This window comes from Chloroflexus sp. (assembly GCF_034435895.1).
GTDB lineage: Bacteria > Chloroflexota > Chloroflexia > Chloroflexales > Chloroflexaceae > Chloroflexus.
Map to the genome: position 1 here is coordinate 1 of NZ_DAOTWH010000092.1, position 14,941 is coordinate 14,941.

Annotated in this window: 16 protein-coding genes and 1 riboswitch; of the genes, 5 read left to right on the forward strand and 11 right to left on the reverse strand. The window is 59.1% G+C overall.

Annotated elements, in window-relative coordinates; translation table 11 throughout:
- The 3 genes from U9R81_RS05465 to U9R81_RS05475 form a co-directional block, all read left to right on the forward strand.
- Window positions 1-445, forward strand: a 445-nt coding sequence (locus U9R81_RS05465; RefSeq protein WP_416180937.1) for a thiolase C-terminal domain-containing protein, incomplete at its 5' end; no start/stop codon positions are given.
- Between the two features lie 77 nt (window positions 446-522).
- Window positions 523-1,161 carry a Yip1 family protein gene (locus U9R81_RS05470; RefSeq protein ID WP_322494508.1) on the forward strand — a complete coding sequence of 213 codons (639 nt, stop codon included), beginning with the start codon at window positions 523-525 and terminating at the stop codon, window positions 1,159-1,161.
- Window positions 1,158-1,553 carry a Zn-ribbon domain-containing OB-fold protein gene (locus tag U9R81_RS05475; RefSeq protein WP_322494509.1) on the forward strand — a complete coding sequence of 132 codons (396 nt, stop codon included), beginning with the start codon at window positions 1,158-1,160 and terminating at the stop codon, window positions 1,551-1,553. Before U9R81_RS05470 ends, U9R81_RS05475 begins: the two co-directional genes overlap by 4 nt.
- A 1,098-nt stretch (window positions 1,554-2,651) precedes the next feature.
- On the opposite strand, the gene U9R81_RS05480 is transcribed toward U9R81_RS05475, so the two are convergent.
- The 11 genes from U9R81_RS05480 to U9R81_RS05530 form a co-directional block, all read right to left on the reverse strand.
- Entirely contained in the window at window positions 2,652-2,846 is a 195-nt protein-coding gene (locus U9R81_RS05480) for a hypothetical protein (RefSeq protein WP_322494510.1), read from the reverse strand.
- A 22-nt stretch (window positions 2,847-2,868) separates the two neighbouring features.
- Window positions 2,869-4,206: a nitrate/sulfonate/bicarbonate ABC transporter ATP-binding protein gene (locus U9R81_RS05485; RefSeq protein ID WP_322494511.1), complete on the reverse strand. Its 1,338-nt coding sequence runs from the start codon at window positions 4,204-4,206 to the stop codon at window positions 2,869-2,871.
- 17 nt (window positions 4,207-4,223) lie between these two features.
- On the reverse strand, window positions 4,224-6,236 hold the full coding sequence (locus U9R81_RS05490) for an ABC transporter permease (protein ID WP_322494512.1): 2,013 nt from the start codon (window positions 6,234-6,236) through the stop codon (window positions 4,224-4,226).
- A gap of 78 nt (window positions 6,237-6,314) precedes the next feature.
- Window positions 6,315-6,512, reverse strand: coding sequence for a hypothetical protein (locus tag U9R81_RS05495; protein WP_322494513.1), 198 nt, complete (start codon window positions 6,510-6,512; stop codon window positions 6,315-6,317).
- Between the two features lie 446 nt (window positions 6,513-6,958).
- Window positions 6,959-7,125: riboswitch (M-box (ykoK) riboswitch) on the reverse strand.
- 98 nt (window positions 7,126-7,223) lie between these two features.
- Window positions 7,224-7,646 (reverse strand): rhodanese-like domain-containing protein, encoded by a 423-nt coding sequence (locus tag U9R81_RS05500; protein WP_322494514.1) that lies wholly within the window; start codon window positions 7,644-7,646, stop codon window positions 7,224-7,226.
- A 162-nt stretch (window positions 7,647-7,808) separates the two neighbouring features.
- Window positions 7,809-9,575, reverse strand: a complete 1,767-nt coding sequence (locus U9R81_RS05505) for a SulP family inorganic anion transporter (protein WP_322494515.1) — start codon at window positions 9,573-9,575, stop codon at window positions 7,809-7,811.
- 9 nt (window positions 9,576-9,584) lie between these two features.
- On the reverse strand, window positions 9,585-10,082 hold the full coding sequence (locus tag U9R81_RS05510; RefSeq protein WP_322494516.1) for a protein tyrosine phosphatase family protein: 498 nt from the start codon (window positions 10,080-10,082) through the stop codon (window positions 9,585-9,587).
- A gap of 56 nt (window positions 10,083-10,138) precedes the next feature.
- Window positions 10,139-10,507, reverse strand: coding sequence for a rhodanese-like domain-containing protein (locus U9R81_RS05515; RefSeq protein ID WP_322494517.1), 369 nt, complete (start codon window positions 10,505-10,507; stop codon window positions 10,139-10,141).
- A gap of 106 nt (window positions 10,508-10,613) precedes the next feature.
- Window positions 10,614-11,189 (reverse strand): DsrE/DsrF/DrsH-like family protein, encoded by a 576-nt coding sequence (locus tag U9R81_RS05520; RefSeq protein ID WP_322494518.1) that lies wholly within the window; start codon window positions 11,187-11,189, stop codon window positions 10,614-10,616.
- A 53-nt stretch (window positions 11,190-11,242) separates the two neighbouring features.
- On the reverse strand, window positions 11,243-11,491 hold the full coding sequence (locus U9R81_RS05525; protein WP_066783616.1) for a sulfurtransferase TusA family protein: 249 nt from the start codon (window positions 11,489-11,491) through the stop codon (window positions 11,243-11,245).
- 73 nt (window positions 11,492-11,564) lie between these two features.
- The gene (locus tag U9R81_RS05530) at window positions 11,565-12,746 is read right to left on the reverse strand and encodes an MBL fold metallo-hydrolase (RefSeq protein ID WP_322494519.1); all 1,182 of its coding nucleotides are present in this window, start codon (window positions 12,744-12,746) and stop codon (window positions 11,565-11,567) included.
- A gap of 218 nt (window positions 12,747-12,964) precedes the next feature.
- Between U9R81_RS05530 and U9R81_RS05535 the strand changes: the two genes are divergently transcribed.
- On the forward strand, window positions 12,965-13,537 hold the full coding sequence (locus tag U9R81_RS05535; RefSeq protein ID WP_322494520.1) for a peroxiredoxin family protein: 573 nt from the start codon (window positions 12,965-12,967) through the stop codon (window positions 13,535-13,537).
- 7 nt (window positions 13,538-13,544) lie between these two features.
- Window positions 13,545-14,123, forward strand: coding sequence for a peroxiredoxin family protein (locus U9R81_RS05540; RefSeq protein ID WP_322494521.1), 579 nt, complete (start codon window positions 13,545-13,547; stop codon window positions 14,121-14,123).
- Window positions 14,124-14,941 lie beyond the last annotated feature (818 nt).

Below are 14,941 nucleotides of genomic sequence, written 5' to 3' on the forward strand. Positions count from 1 at the left end.
GGTTGCCACCGATACCCCAGCGTTGCACCGCCGGCGCAACCCGCTCGAACTCAACGCCGCCCGCGCCAGCGCCCACATCGCGCTGGGCCGCGCCCACCTCGGCGTCGGCGATGTTCACGTCTGGGAGCTGACCGATCCGCACGGCATTGCCGCAACCTTGGCGTTGGAAGCGATTGGCTGTTACGAACCCGGCACAGCCCCGCGCCATGCTGCCGAAGGCGCGATTACGCCCACGGGCAAGACGCCGATTGCCACTGCCGGCGGCTACAAAGCACGCGGCGATGTGGGTGGGGCTAGCGGCATCTACCAAGTGATTGAGATCGCCCGCCAACTCAACGGTACGGCAGGGGCTACCCAAGTTGCCAATGCCCGCACCGGCTTGGCCCAATCGCTCGGCGGGATCGGTGCCACCGCAGTGAGCCATATTTTGATCCGTGAATCGTAAGCGCCCCTTTACACAGGTAATTGCGTGTGGTACAATAAGGCTGCTTTCCACCTCTTTGCAACCAAGGGAGCATCCCTGTGATTCAGGAAATGATCAACGGCAGTATTGCAGTCCTTACCAAGCCGTCCGCACAAACGTTTGAGCAACACGAGCGCGATAATCTGGTTTGGGCATTGATCTACGCGGTCATTGCCAGCGTGATCAATGGCATTCTTTCCGCCATCACATGGCCTTTGCAGGTAGGGCAAATACGCGCACAGTTAGAGGCGCAAAACGTGCCCTCCGACGTGATCGAGACGACGCTCGCCCAGCAGGGGAATATCATCAACCTTGTCCTCAGCGGCATTTTTAGCACCATTATCGGCTCGCTGATTATTTGGGGGTTGATCTATCTGCTTGGCCGCGCCTTTGGCGGTACCGGCAGCTTTGGCGAGCTCGCGTGGGGGATTTCGCTCTTCTCGTCACCGTTGTCAGTGGCACAGACCCTTGCCAGCGCCATCCCCCTCCCCCTCATTAGCGGGTTCATTTCGCTGGCGCTGACATTGTACGGTGTCTACTTGGTCTATCTGGCCATTCAGTCAGGCATGAATCTGCCGGCGCGGAAAGCGCTCTACATTGCCATCATTCTGGCCATCATCGCCATTATCTTTGTCTGCATAGCAGGAACCATCATAGCCGCTGTCAGTCTTGCCCTTGGTGGAGGTTTTGCACCATGAACATTGCTCGACACTGGCGGGAACGCACCACTCGCTACCGGCTGGAAGGACAACGCCATCGCCACACCGGCGAAGTGCGCTTCCCAGCCCAGCCGCCAACCCTTAATGAAGACCCGAACGATTGGGAACCGTACCAGCTCAGCGGGCGCGGCGAGATCTATAGCTTCAGCGTGATCCGCCAAGCGCCGTCGGGATACGAAAGTCTCGGTCTTTACCCGGTGGCGCTAGTGCGGTTAGCGGAAGGCCCCCTCGTCACGGCCCAATTGACCGATTGCGATGAGGCTGATCTCGCGATCGGCATGCCGGTCGAGATGGTCACCCGCCGGTTGATGGATACCGGCGAAGATGGGGTGTTAGTGTACGGGTATAAGTTCCGGCCTTGCGTGCAGTGACTGCCGATGAACGCGATCGTCGCCGTAGTGTCATTTGTTTGATGATACTACGGCAACGAAAGATTGGTGAATTCAGCTAATAAACGCATAATAACATTAAGAAAGGAGGGCAGGGAAATAGCTATCTATAGTGTATTTTGGGCACAATCGATGATCAACAGACAAATCTCCTTGCTATTTCAATAGCAAGGAGCTCCGTAGGATGGATGATCTGTCGCATTGTTTACTACTTGTCACCATGAAACTACAATTATACCAAGAAGAGCATTACCATGATAGTATCTCGTAGCATGATCATCGCATTAATCATCTTATTCTTTCTTCCTTTCATCACAGCATCCTGTGGAGGATTTGGCAGTGCTAGCGTCTCCGGAATACAAATGGTGACTGGCGGGCCACTTATTGTCAACACGCCACAAGGGCCACAAATAGGACCCCAACCGGTCACACCAAACATTTACATGTTCGGTGCGTTTGTCTTAGCTATAGCCTCCTTGGGCGTCACTTTTTTAAAATCTCAACACGCATAAAATCTATCGCCTTAACGGTCGCATCAGGGCTTGGTACGATCTTATTTCTCACTTTTAAGTCAATAGCAGATTCAGAGGCTGCGTTAATACTAAAACCACAAGGTATTGAACTTAGATATGAACTTTGGTTTTGGCTGGCATGGGCGCTGTTCGTGGCGATCGCCGTTGTGAATGCGGTTACTCTATACAAGGAATATCACCAGAGTTCATTCCCTATCCCGCTACCTACACCATCTATTGCTAGTAACATTCGTGCAGAACGCCGCATAGAAGCTCGTGATCCGCCTCATGCGCTGCAATATTGCCCGTCTTGCCACAAAGCAGTTGAGGTGTCATTAAACTTCTGCATGTATTGCGGCGAGCGATTGATAGCAGAACAGAAATCAGAGTGAGGGATGCAGCAGACGCGCTGTGTATCGCGTCTACGGTGATGCTGGCTGATGGAGCTGCACGGCAGGGTAGGTTGATTAGGTGGTTGCCGTCATTATCATCGCTTGAGGCCAATCCGGTCGAAAATCTCTGACCGGCAAGCCCCCTGCTTAAACCCCTTAGCAGCCAGCCCTGCGTCTTAGGGCCGGCTGCTGATCCAGCCGCCGAGCAGCACCAAGCCGATCACTACCGGCGCCAGAATGGCGATGCCTTGGCGGGAAAGTGGTTCGATCCCAGCCTGAACGAGCAATTCGGCCACGAACATTGCCGGCAGCAGCGTGAGGTAACCCGCGACGCGCTGGCGCCACGCGCCACGGCGAATGCCTCGTGGCATAGCGACCTCCTTCAAGAGGTAATCAGCCGCCGTTCTCCGGCAAACGCAACCGTCCCTCGCGCACATCGTACTCAAAGAGTTCAGCGTAGCGGCCCCAGTCAATCACGGTATCGAGCGTGCGTTCCACCTCTTCCGCGCCCATAAAATCTTCCAACTCAATCAAGAAACGCTCGCGCGGAGCGCGGTGATCAGGCCGGGTTGCCAGCACTCGCCGGATATGAGCCACCAACGGCACCCGGTTCATTAGATGTTCGGCTACAATTGCCTTGCGCGCTTGAATATCGCTCCGCGCCAGCTTCACTCCTTCCGGCAAGAGCATGATGTCGCCTTCACGAACTTGAGCAAAACCGAGCAGCTCAGCCGCATCAGTGATCGGGAAGAGATCATCCACTTCGAGCTGCATATCAGCCGCCAGCGCCGGCAGATCGCTGCGCCCGCGCTCGGGGCCGGCGTCGATCCGCTCAATCAGGCCAATGACCCGTGCCACTTCAACCACCGGCAGCCGCATGCCCAAGCTCGCATGATCAATCGCCACCGCCGCCGCGCCGGTAAAGGCGGCCTCCGGCGCCGTCATCACCCGGTAGATCGTTTCGACTGTCGCCACAAACTCCGGATCGTTGCGATCGCGCGGGCGTGGCACCTCGATCCGCTGGCTGCTGATGATCCGGCCCGGATTAGAGCTGAGAATGAGCACCCGGTCGGCCATCAACACCGCTTCTTCAATGTTGTGGGTCACGATCAAAATAGCCTTGGTCGGAATCCGCCGCGCTTCCCACAGATCGAGCAACTCGGCGCGCAGGTTCTCGGCGGTGAGCACGTCGAGCGCCGAGAATGGCTCATCCATCAAGAGCACATCGGGATTGGTGACGAGCGCGCGGGCAAAGCCAACCCGCTGGCGCATCCCGCCCGACAACTCCTTGGGATAGGCGCTCTCGAACCCATCGAGGCCGATCAGATCGATTGCCTCCAAAGCCCGCCGCCGCCGCTCTCCCTCCGCGATGCCTTGCATTTCCAGACCCAGTTCGACATTCTCAAACACCGTCAACCAAGGAAAGAGCGCGAACGATTGGAAGACCATCGCCATGCCCGGCATTGGGCCAGTGACGAGCCGGTTACGGTAGCGCACCTCGCCGCTCGACGGCGAGATTAACCCGATCAGGCAGCGCAGCAGCGTCGATTTGCCCGATCCAGAGCGGCCTAGCAGAGCGACAATCTCACCTTCCGCCAGATCGAGATTGATGTTGTCGAGGACCAACAGATCGTTCCCCTCCGGCGTCTTGAAGATTTTATGGAGATTGCGGGCGCTCAGGATGACTTTGCCGGCGCTCGCCGTCTGCTTTGGCGTGAACGTCGTCACCATGACCTTGCTCCTTTCGATTAATCCAAGCGGAAGCGCGTCTCAGCCAGCAGGTAGAGCCGGCGCCAGAACAAGCGGTTGAAGGCCAGCACGAGCAGTCCCATCACCAGCATGCCCAACCCGACGTGCGGGTTAAACTCGCCGGTGCTCCAGTAGGCGATGTAGGCCCCTAACCCGCTGAGGGTGAGGGTTGTTGCGCCCCACGACACCACCTCCGAGACAATTGAGGCATTCCACGAACCACCCGACGCGGTGATGCCGCCGGTAACAAACGCCGGAAAGATGGCCGGAATGACTAACTTGCGCCACCACGCCCAACCGCGCAACCCCAACACCTGCGCCGCCTCCTTCAGATCGTTCGGAATGCTGGCAGCGCCGGCAATGACGTTAAACAAGATGTACCACTGCGCCCCCAAGATCATCAGCGGCGCTTGAAACAGATCTTGCGGCAAGGCATACGTGGCAATCAGCACCACTGCCACCGGAAAGAGCAGGTTGGCCGGGAACGCTGCCGCAAACTGGGCCAGCGGCTGGACAACCTGCGCCACTCGCGGGCGCAACCCAATCCAAACGCCAACCGGCGTCCATACCAGCGTCGAGATGCCGATCCAGAGCACGACGCGCAGCGTGGTGAGCAAACCGAGCCAGAGGCACTCAATCACCTCTGACCACGCGACTTTGCCGGCGGGAACCATAGGGACGGCGCAGGCCACCACTAGATCTTCTGGAACGTTGACGCGCTCGTTACCCAGCAATGCCGCCAAATCTGCACTGACCTGCGCGCCGCCAGCGGTTGCTGCGCATACATCCGACAACCAGACCGTGTGATCGGGGTTGGTCGTCACGCCAAGCGCGGCAAACTGGCGGGCAATCGCAGGATCGAAATCGGTATTCACATTTGGATTAGCCGCCAGCACCTTCCCATCGGCAAAGCCTAATCCCGGCCCGAACATATAGACTGCAAGAAACCAAACTGCCCACAGCGTCACGGCAACCACCAACCCATACCACACCCGGTCAATGACCTGATCAATAGGGCGCGGCACGGGTTGCGTTTCCACCCGCGCGCCGGGTGCATCGCCAACCGGGAAGGCCGGCAACGCGCGCCGGATCGTCACGCCGATCGCGCTCAGGCTGCCAGCAAAACCCGACCGCTGCAACAAGCGCAGCATCCACGATTGCGCTACTTCCTGCGCTTCAGATTGCTCGAATTTGAACTTCTCCGCCCACGCCACAATCGGGCGGAAAACCAACTGGTCGTAGATCAAAATGATGATCAGCAGCGTCAGACCGGCATAGACCATTGCCGCCACATCAGCCTGTTCGATAGCTACCGCGATATACGATCCCACTCCCGGCAAATATTGGTCATTGTCGCGCCCAACCACCGCAATGACTTCGGAAGCGACTACAAAGAACCACCCACCCGACACCGACATCATCGTGTTCCAGATCAAGCTGGGCAGCGCAAACGGCACTTCGAGCTTCCAGAATTTCTTCCACGGCGAGAGCCGCAGCACTGCCGCCGCCTCTTGCAACTCGCGCGGCACTGTGATCAGCGAGTGGTAAAAGCTAAACGCCATATTCCAGACTTGCGACGTAAAGATCGCAAAGATACTCGCCGCCTCTAGCCCCAGTAAACTGCCGCGGAACGTGCCAAGGAAGATTGCCGTCGTCACGGTCAAAAAGCCCAAAATCGGCAAAGATTGGAGGAAATCCAGCGCCGGAATGATGACCGCCTCGGCGCGGCGCGACTTGGCGGCGAGGGTGGCAACCGTAAACGTAAAGAGCAGACTTAACAACACTGCCAAAAACATGCGAAACACCGTCCGCAAGCTATAGTACGGCAAGTTAGCCGGATCCAAACTCACCGTCAGATCAGGCGTGGCAGCATCGAACGGCTGCGATGCGCCTTGGAAAGCGATGGTCAACAAGAGAATGGCCGTGATCACCAACGGCGCCACAACTACGTCCCACGGGGTCAATTTCAGGCGCGGGCGCAGCACGCCAGCATCAGGAAAGGTTGCGCGCATAGATGAGCCTCCTAACATTGATCGCAATCCAGCGAAGACATAAGCGGCTTGGCAACCCCATTGTTGCCAGCGGCGCATTTACCACGGCTTAATCGTTAGCCAAATCAAGCGGCCTAGCGAAGGCGTCCGGGTGGGCTTGGGTTGCGCCAGTGCAGCAGTGTGCGCACGGCGCTGCTTGGCCGGCGATACCTTGATCGCCAGCGGGCGAATGTTCGAGCGAGTGAACGTAGCCGTCAGGCGGCCATCCTTGTCGAGGGTCCAGCGCATCACCAGCATCGCGGTTTCCTCCTTTTGTTCACAAATGAGAACACAACGAGCGCAATAAGCCATGCATGCAGGCACGCGATCAGCTAACCGGCGCAAACCGGCGCCCAACCCCGTGCAGGTAAGACACTGCCTTCCTGCTGCCGATCTACGATCAGCAGCGGCACTGTGGCAATCTGTTGTTGTTCACACTATGGGAGACAGCGACGCGACGCCGTGATAGGTGGATGCGAAGAATCGCATCGGGCTGGCGCTCAACAAACAACCCCGGCGCACCATACTTGCCGGGGCGTCATCAGGGGGAACGTAGGTGAAACTACGCGACGCTGGCAAGAAAGGTGAGGGCTAGGGAGGTTGTTGCGGCGTTGCGCCGCCGGCTACCGTGACTACCCTCGTCCATCGTGACACCTCAAACAAAAACCCCTCTAGCCATCCCAGAGGGGGTGAAAGCGTTCCCGCCAGCTCCCTCTCCGGTTGAGCTTAAGCCGTCACACAACATAGCGGCAATGCCGCAGTTACCTTGGTCAAGCCCTTAAGCCGAGCTTGCTGTATACCCCTTAGCGTCTTTCGACGGGCCAGAGCAGTAACCTCTATTTGTGTGAAGCCGCGCCTACCAAGGAGCAACTTCCTTTACCGTGCTTATCCTACTCTACACATCATCAGTTGTCAAGAGCCAAATCAGATGACTTTTCGTGAATTGCCACTCAATTGCCAACGGCACGATTACGGCCCGACCACCGCCGGATAGCCGGCGGCCTTCCATGCTCGCATACCACCGGCAACGTTGATCGCTTCAAATCCGCGTGAGCGGAGGAGATCACACGCTGCTGCGCTGCGATTGCCCGACCGGCAAATGCAGACAATTGGCTTATCGGTGGGCAATTCGTTCAAACGCTGTTCCAGCTCTTGCAGCGGGATGAGGGTTGCCTGCGCGACGCGCCCGTCTTGGACAAATTCCTGCGGCGTGCGCACATCCAGCAAGAAGAAATTCTCATTCTGATCGAGCATCGTTTTCAGCCGGGCCACGTTGATTTCTGCCGGCAGCTTGGTGGTGGTCGCCGGCACGGTGGTCGTCGTGGTGGCCGGCCCGCAAGCGGCAAGCATTACAAACACCAATAGGAATGCACTGATGAAGAAGCGTCGCATGGGTTTGCCTTTCAAATCACAGGGCGGCGTAGCGCAGTGATTCCCCTATGGAGTGCGGCAGTGTTACTGCCGCATGGCGCCATCCACGCTACTCACGCCGCCCAAACTATAAACGCGCGTTCCCCTGCCAACGCAGGGAACGCAATCCCAACCCATTTTATTTCAATCCCGGCACCCCAACGCCAGCATTGCGGTGTGGGTCGTAATATGAATGTGATCTTGGCCGATCTTATCGAGCAACTCCGACTGCTTGAGCCGATCCATGACCGGCCCCTTAATATCGGCCAGATGGAACTCGACCCCGGCATCGCGCAGCTCGTCGATCAGGTGATCGAGGGTATGCAAGGCGCTCGAGTCGATGAAGTTGATGGCTGAACCGATCAGCACCAGATGCTTCACTTCGGGCCGTTCCGCCACAATCCGCAGCAGCGCCTGCTCGAGGTAGCGGGTATTCGCGAAGTAGAGACTCTCGTCAACCCGCACCGCTACCACATGCGGCCACGTCTTGACCTGATGACGCTCGACGTTGCGATACACTTCGCTATCCCCCAACCGGCCCACAATCGCGATGTGCGGGCGGCTGGTGCGCCAGAGGTACAACACCAGCGCCGAGGCCACGCCAGCGAAGATGCCGGTCTCGATGCCAAGCACGAGCACGGCGACAAAGGTGATGAGCCACGTGAAGGCATCGCCGCGGTTAGTGCGCCAGATCCGCTGCGGCTCGCGCAGATCGACCAACCCGATCACCGCAACGATCACGGTCGCGGCCAATACCGCCTGCGGCAAGTAGTAGAAGATCGGGGTGAAGAAGAGCAAGATGAGGGCGATGCCGGCAGCGGTAACTAACGAAGCCAAACCGGTAATCGCGCCAGCCTGCGCATTGACCACCGAGCGGGCGAAACCGCCGGTCACCGGATAACCGCTGAAGAAGCTGGCCGCGATATTCGCCCCTCCCAGCGCGACTAACTCCTGATCGGGATCAATCGCTTGCCGGCGCTTGCTAGCCAGCGCCTTCGCCACCGCAATCGATTCAACCACGCTGACCAGCACGATGGTCAGCGCCGCCGGCAAGAGCGCCTGCGCATCGGCCATCGTCATGGCGGGCGTGCTCAGCGGCGACAAACCGGGCGGAATCGCGCCAACCACTGCTACCTTCGCCGTCTGATCAAGCTGGAAACCCTGCGCAATCACAATCCCCAGAATCACCGTCAGCAGCGGCGCGCCGCTCACAATCAGGGTAACGGCGAGCGGCGGCAACCCGGCCCACCGCAGCAGCGGACGTAACCCGTGCCGGAAGAGGAGCAGCAGGGCAATGCTCCCCAGACCGATCGCCAGCGTCACAAGATTGGTCTGGCCCAAGCCGGCAATCGCCTGCGCGATCGTATCGTGCAGGTGTTCGCCGCCGATCCGGTAGCCAAGAATATACTTCAACTGGCCCACGGCAATAATCAACGCCGAGGCGCTGGTAAAGGCCGCCAATACCGGGTGCGAGATGAAATTGAGAATCACACCCAACCGCAGCACGCCAAGCAGCAGCTTGATCACGCCAACCATAAAGGCCAGCAAGAGCACCAATTGAATATAGCGTTCACTGCCTGGCGTCGCCAGCGAACTGACGCCGCTAAAGACCAGCAGCGAGGTAATGGCCACCGGCCCTACCGACAATTGCCCAGAGGTGCCAAGGAGCGCATAAACGATCAGCGGCGCTACTGAGGCGTAGAGACCGATCTGCGGGGGCAGACCGGCCAACTGCGCGTAGGCCATGCTCTGGGGAATGAGCATGATGGCGGTGACAATGCCTGCCACTACATCGCTGGGCAAATGCTCGCGCTGGTAGCGACGCAGCCAAGTAAGAAACGGCAGATAGCGGTAGAGCGCCGCCAGCAAAGCGGATTGAACGCTGGGCTGGCGAGCAGAAACGGGCGCCATAGTGTCCCCCTACGCCTGCATACCAACGCGCTCGAAGAAATCACCTGCGCAAAACTCAAAAGTCTCCATCGCATCATTATCATAGCCGGCGGCGCGGAGTTCGGCCGCGGCCTGCTCGCGCGTCCACCCTTGATGCATAATCCGGTAAAGCATCCAGATCAGACCGACGCGCGTCGCGCTGCGGCAGTGGAAAACGAGCTTACCGGTTTCGGGGTCTTCGACAATGCGGGCAAACTCGGCCAGATGCTCCGGTTCCAGCTCGTAAGCCGGCCACGGCGCATGAATATAGCGCAAACCGGCGGCGCGAGCATTGGCAGCCTGCACTGCCGCCCGCTCAGGATCGCTGCGGATATTCAAAACGGTTTTGTAGCCCGCTTCGGCAAAACGTTGCCAATCTTCCGGCTGCGGCTGCGCCGCGAGCAAGACCTGCTCGGTGACAGCATAGCTGCGCAGCGGTGCGACCTCAGTCTGGTGTTGTAAGGCGTTGCAAGAAGTCTGGTTCTGCATAGATCTCTCTTCTTTGGCTGAGCAGTATGGGCATAGCGCTGCTATGCCCATACTATTTACCGTTGGCGATTCATAGGGTAGCCGGCCCGTTGCCATGCTACCATCCCACCGACCACATTGGTCACGTTGGTAAAGCCATGGCGCTGGAGCATCTCGCAGGCCACTTGGCTGCGGTTGCCCGACCGGCAGATACAGACGATCGGCTGATCCTTGGGCAATTCATTCATCCGCATCGCCAGCATCGGCAACGGCAACAGCCGCGCCCCGGCCACGTGGCCGTCATAAGCGAATTCTTCGGGCTGGCGGACATCAACCAGCACCATCGGCGTGTGGGCGTCCAACTGAGCTTTCAATTCTTGCACGGTCATCGTGCCAATGTGATACGCGTGGGTTTCACGCGGATTGCGAAATAATTGACGAAACATTGTCTCATTATCCTTTCACAAGCAATGACGGCGCGTTCCTCGCTAGGTGAGTGATCGCGCCGTCGCCGATCAGCTTTCCAATACGCTGCCTGCGTTGGCTCTGCTTTTAAATGAACAGCGTCACTTTCGCGCGGGCGGCATCGCCAAGGAAGGTCGCCACACCGCCGGTCTCTAACCCTTCCACCAGCTCTTCATCTTTGATGCCGAGCAGTTCGCGCGACATATCGCAGACGACCATGCGCACACCCAGCTCGCGCGCCATCGCGAACAGCTCTTCCGGCGACGCGACATCGTGCTGCTTCATCAGGCCACGGATGATCTGCGCGCCAGCGCCGAAGAAGTTCATCTGCGACAGACCCAGCTCACCCAGCTTGCCCGGCAGCATCGCGGTGAACCCCTGCTCGAGCAGGTTCTTGCCGCTGAAGACCTTCTGCTTCTTGACCGCGCTGATGCCCCAGAAGGTGAAGAACATGCTCACTTCGAGACCCATCGAGGCGGCGCCGGTAGCGATGATGAACGCAGCAATGGCTTTGTCAAGATCGCCAGAGAAGACGACCATCGCTAGCCGATCTTCGATTCCCTGCGCCGGCGACTGCTCAAGCGCGGCGACGCGCTGCTCGAGTTCGGCGATCCGGGCCAGCAGGGCCTGCGTATCAACGGCTTCCGTCATCGGTGTTGTCATTGTTTTTCCTTCCTTTACGTTTGAGTTTCACCTGCCGGAGCAACCGTTTTGGGTTAGGCCGTGCGGCGCAGATAGTGAACGTACAGCTCCTGCCCGTTCTCTTGCACCGTCTCTTGGGCGACCAGCTCGACATTCTTAGCCGTCTTGACCCAACCCTGAAAATCGGCGACCGAACCGCGGTCGGTCGAGATGACCTGCAACACCTGCCCCACCGGCAGCTCAGTGATCGCTTTGCGGCTCTTCACCAGCGGCATAGGGCACTTCGCGCCCTTTACGTCCAACGTCTGATCAAAATGCGGCATATTGGTCTCCTCCTCTATGTACCGGCGGCAGGCGGATCACCTGCCGCCCCAACTATTCCTTATTGTACGATACTTAACCGGCCAATGCACAGATATTCTTGCCCAGCTCCAACTCGTTTGCCTTGCCTTCGCACGGCTCGACCAGCCCGATATTGACCCGCTTGATCTCGACGTACTCCGGCGGGAAGACCGGCAGGTGGCTAAGCACGTAGCTAGTAAACTCTTCCAGCGTGCGCGGCTTGAGGCTGTCATTCTGCGCCAACACCTGCTTGTAGGGCGCGGCGAAGATGCCATTGCCAGCGTCCTCATCGAGGGTGCTGAAGTGAGCCGGCAGGATCATCGTGTCATCGGTCAAATGGCGCGGCAGCCACTCGAACATGCTGCGGTAGAGGATCGGCGTCCACGCCTCACCCTTGCCACCGAGGTCAGGCCGGCCAAACGAGCGCAGGAAGATGCCGTCGCCAGTGAACAGATAGCGCCCGCCATCCGGCGTCTCGGCGAGGAAGTTGACTTGGCCGAGAGTGTGACCCGGATACCAAATAGCAGTGACTCGCACCTGCCCGATCTGGAAGACCTGCCCATCGCGCAGCGGCTCGTAGGCGATCACTGCCGGCAGCATATCGATCGGGTGAATGGCATCGTAGGGATGGATGTAGTACGGCGCGCCGGTCTCCTTCGACAACGCCGGGCCGCCACTGATGTGGTCAGCGTGAACGTGGGTGTCGAGAATAGCGGTCAACTTCGCGCCAGCGCCCTCGATCAGTTCGCGGTAAACGTTAATATGGCGGAGCGGATCAACCAACGCAGCCTGCCCATCACTGATAATCGCGAAGCTGAGGTCGCCGCGGGCGGGACGGGCAATCTGCACAATCCGGCCCCAAGCAGCGCTGGCCACATCGCGCACGTCGTAATAGTTGCCCCAACCGATCATCCCCTCGCTCAGCGACACCGCGCGATAGCCGTGGTTGTTGAGCACCTCGGCCACATACTGTGAGGCGCCACCCTTAGCGCAAATCACGACCACCTCTTCGACATCCTTCGGCAAGCGCGCCAGCGCCGCCTCTTCGTCCTCGATGAAGTCGAAATAGGGCAGGTTGAGCGTGCGCAGGGTGGCATGGCCCTCGACCGGCATGCGCTTGAACTCATCTTCGTTGCGCACGTCGAGGATAAAGAGCGGCTGCGCACTCAGTAGGCGGACATACAGTTCGCGGGGAGAAATCTCAGTGACAGTCGATTGATTTTGCGTAGAGGTCATTGCTCGTGAACCCTTTCATTCTTTGTGAACCGATACACTTTTTTGGTTCACTTGTAGCATACCGCGCCAGCGTTAGAGCTATACGAGAGTTTTGTAAGGGTTTGGTAAGGAAATTACTGGTAAACGCGCAGATAGGCTATCAAGGCCGGACAGACCGCTATCTGGGCGGAATCGGGGTATACTACTAATACATCCCGTTAAGTAAAGGAGCTGGCCCAATGCGACCTTTAGTTCCATTAACTGATAAATTTATGGGCGAACTGATCCGCCCGCGCGGCCCGGCCAATGTGCCGGCGGTAGGCAGCGTAGCGCCCGATTTCACCTTGCCCTACGCCCAATTCCTCAGCGGCCCACCCGAAGACCGAGTCGAATACGGCAAAACCATCACCCTCAGCGCCTTGCGCGGGCGGCCAGTCGTGCTCAACCTGACCCGCATCTTCAGTGAGCGGGTCTTCTGTCCCAACTGCGCGCCCCACCTCTACTCGCTCCGCGCCCAGTACAACGAGTTTGTCCAGCGGAATGTGCATCTGCTGGTGGTGAGCAGCACTGATCTTGAGACCACCAGCTATGTGGCCGAGGTCTTGCGCGCACCGTACCCGATTTTGAGCGATCCGGAATGGCGCGTCTTCACGCAATACGGTATGGGATCGGCAATGGGAGCGCCGTTGCCCGGCGTGTTCGTGATCGATGCGCAGGGCATCATCCGCTGGAGTTGGGCCGCCCCCTTCTCGCCCATCTTCTCACCGCCGAATCTTGCCGAGCTAACGGCAGTGCTCGATAGTCTTGAATGAGGGATGTATGGCCAGACCGATCATTCCGCTGACCAGCAAATGGCGGCAAGAGTTCATCCGCCCGCGCGGCCCGGCCAACGTGCCGCCGGTAGGCAGTGAAGCGCCTGACTTCACCCTGCCTTACGCCCAATTCCTCAGCGGCCCGCCCGAAGACCGGGTCGAGTACGGGAGAACCATCACCCTCAGCGCCTTGCGCGGGAGACCGGTGGTGCTCAACTTGACCCGGATTGTCAGCGACCGCTTCTTCTGACCGCATTGCGCGCCGCAACTGGATGCGTTGCGGGAGCAGTATGAGGTCTTTGTGCAGCGCAATGCCCACTTACTGGTGGTGAGCAGTACCGACCTCGACATGACCAGTTACGTAGCGGAAGTCTTACGCGCGCCGTACCCCATCTTGAGCGACCCGGAATGGGGCGTCTTCTACCGCTACGGCGTTGGCTCATTAATGGGAGTGCCCTTGCCCGGCACATTCGTGATCGACGCTCAAGGCATCATCCGGTGGAGCTGGGTCGCGCCGCTGGCGGTCGTGTTTACGCCGCCTAACCCGGCAGAACTGGCGGCGGTGTTGGATAGTATGAGTTCGTAGAAAAAACGAGAGGAGCAGGCAACATGCTCCTCTCGTTAATGATGGTGCTACTAGCTGATCGAGCAACGCTGCTCTCAAACTGCCTACTTCAACAATGACAGCCGGCCTTTGTTATTGCGAGCCGCGCGTGGGGGCATTACGATGTCATGCCCCGCGCGGCGAAGCAATCCCCCCCGCGCACAGAACGCACCCTCTGGAGTGCGGCAGTTTCACTGCCGCATCCACGAACCCTCTCTCTCAGCCATCGTATCCGCTGAAGCGGGAGATTGCTGCGGGCGCTCCGCGCCCTCGCAATGACAACAGGGCACGCACCCCCGCGCCCCGCCTGTCATTGCGAGCCGCCGTCAGGCGGCGAAGCAATCACCCCGAGCACGAGAGCAATGCCTGCACGCACTGGTATCCGCCTGAGCGGGAGATTGCTGCGGGCACTTCGCCCCCTCGCAATGACAACAGGGCACGCACCCCCGCGCCCCGCCTGTCATTGCGAGCCGCGCTGCACGCGGCGAAGCAATCCCCTCCGAGCACGAGAGCAATGCCTGCACACACTCGCATCCACCGAAGCAGGAGATTGCAGTGGGGTCTGCGCCCCCTCGCAATGACAAGGGGGCACGCTGCCTCCGTTCCCCGCCTCACTGCAGGCACGGGGTACGTGTTTTACCGCAGCGGGCGCAGAGGACGCGGAGGATCATCACCATCCCAAACCATCTTTGCGTGCTCTGCGTGCTTCACGCCTTTGCGTTTTCCTCCTCAGCGCCTTTGCGCCCTCTGCGCCTTTATCATTGGCCCTCCCCCCCCCAACCCCCCCCCCCCCCCCCCCC

Bases quoted from the DNA above. Each gene is read 5' to 3' on its own strand.
- U9R81_RS05520 (WP_322494518.1), bottom strand. From the start codon at position 11,189: ATGACAACACCGATGACGGAAGCCGTTGATACGCAGGCCCTGCTGGCC.
- U9R81_RS05500 (WP_322494514.1), bottom strand. From the start codon at position 7,646: ATGCGACGCTTCTTCATCAGTGCATTCCTATTGGTGTTTGTAATGCTT.
- U9R81_RS05510 (WP_322494516.1), bottom strand. From the start codon at position 10,082: ATGCAGAACCAGACTTCTTGCAACGCCTTACAACACCAGACTGAGGTC.
- U9R81_RS05535 (WP_322494520.1), top strand. From the start codon at position 12,965: ATGCGACCTTTAGTTCCATTAACTGATAAATTTATGGGCGAACTGATC.
- U9R81_RS05525 (WP_066783616.1), bottom strand. From the start codon at position 11,491: ATGCCGCATTTTGATCAGACGTTGGACGTAAAGGGCGCGAAGTGCCCT.
- U9R81_RS05475 (WP_322494509.1), top strand. From the start codon at position 1,158: ATGAACATTGCTCGACACTGGCGGGAACGCACCACTCGCTACCGGCTG.
- U9R81_RS05505 (WP_322494515.1), bottom strand. From the start codon at position 9,575: ATGGCGCCCGTTTCTGCTCGCCAGCCCAGCGTTCAATCCGCTTTGCTG.
- U9R81_RS05485 (WP_322494511.1), bottom strand. From the start codon at position 4,206: ATGGTGACGACGTTCACGCCAAAGCAGACGGCGAGCGCCGGCAAAGTC.
- U9R81_RS05480 (WP_322494510.1), bottom strand. From the start codon at position 2,846: ATGCCACGAGGCATTCGCCGTGGCGCGTGGCGCCAGCGCGTCGCGGGT.
- U9R81_RS05530 (WP_322494519.1), bottom strand. From the start codon at position 12,746: ATGACCTCTACGCAAAATCAATCGACTGTCACTGAGATTTCTCCCCGC.
- U9R81_RS05490 (WP_322494512.1), bottom strand. From the start codon at position 6,236: ATGCGCGCAACCTTTCCTGATGCTGGCGTGCTGCGCCCGCGCCTGAAA.
- U9R81_RS05515 (WP_322494517.1), bottom strand. From the start codon at position 10,507: ATGTTTCGTCAATTATTTCGCAATCCGCGTGAAACCCACGCGTATCAC.
- U9R81_RS05495 (WP_322494513.1), bottom strand. From the start codon at position 6,512: ATGCTGGTGATGCGCTGGACCCTCGACAAGGATGGCCGCCTGACGGCT.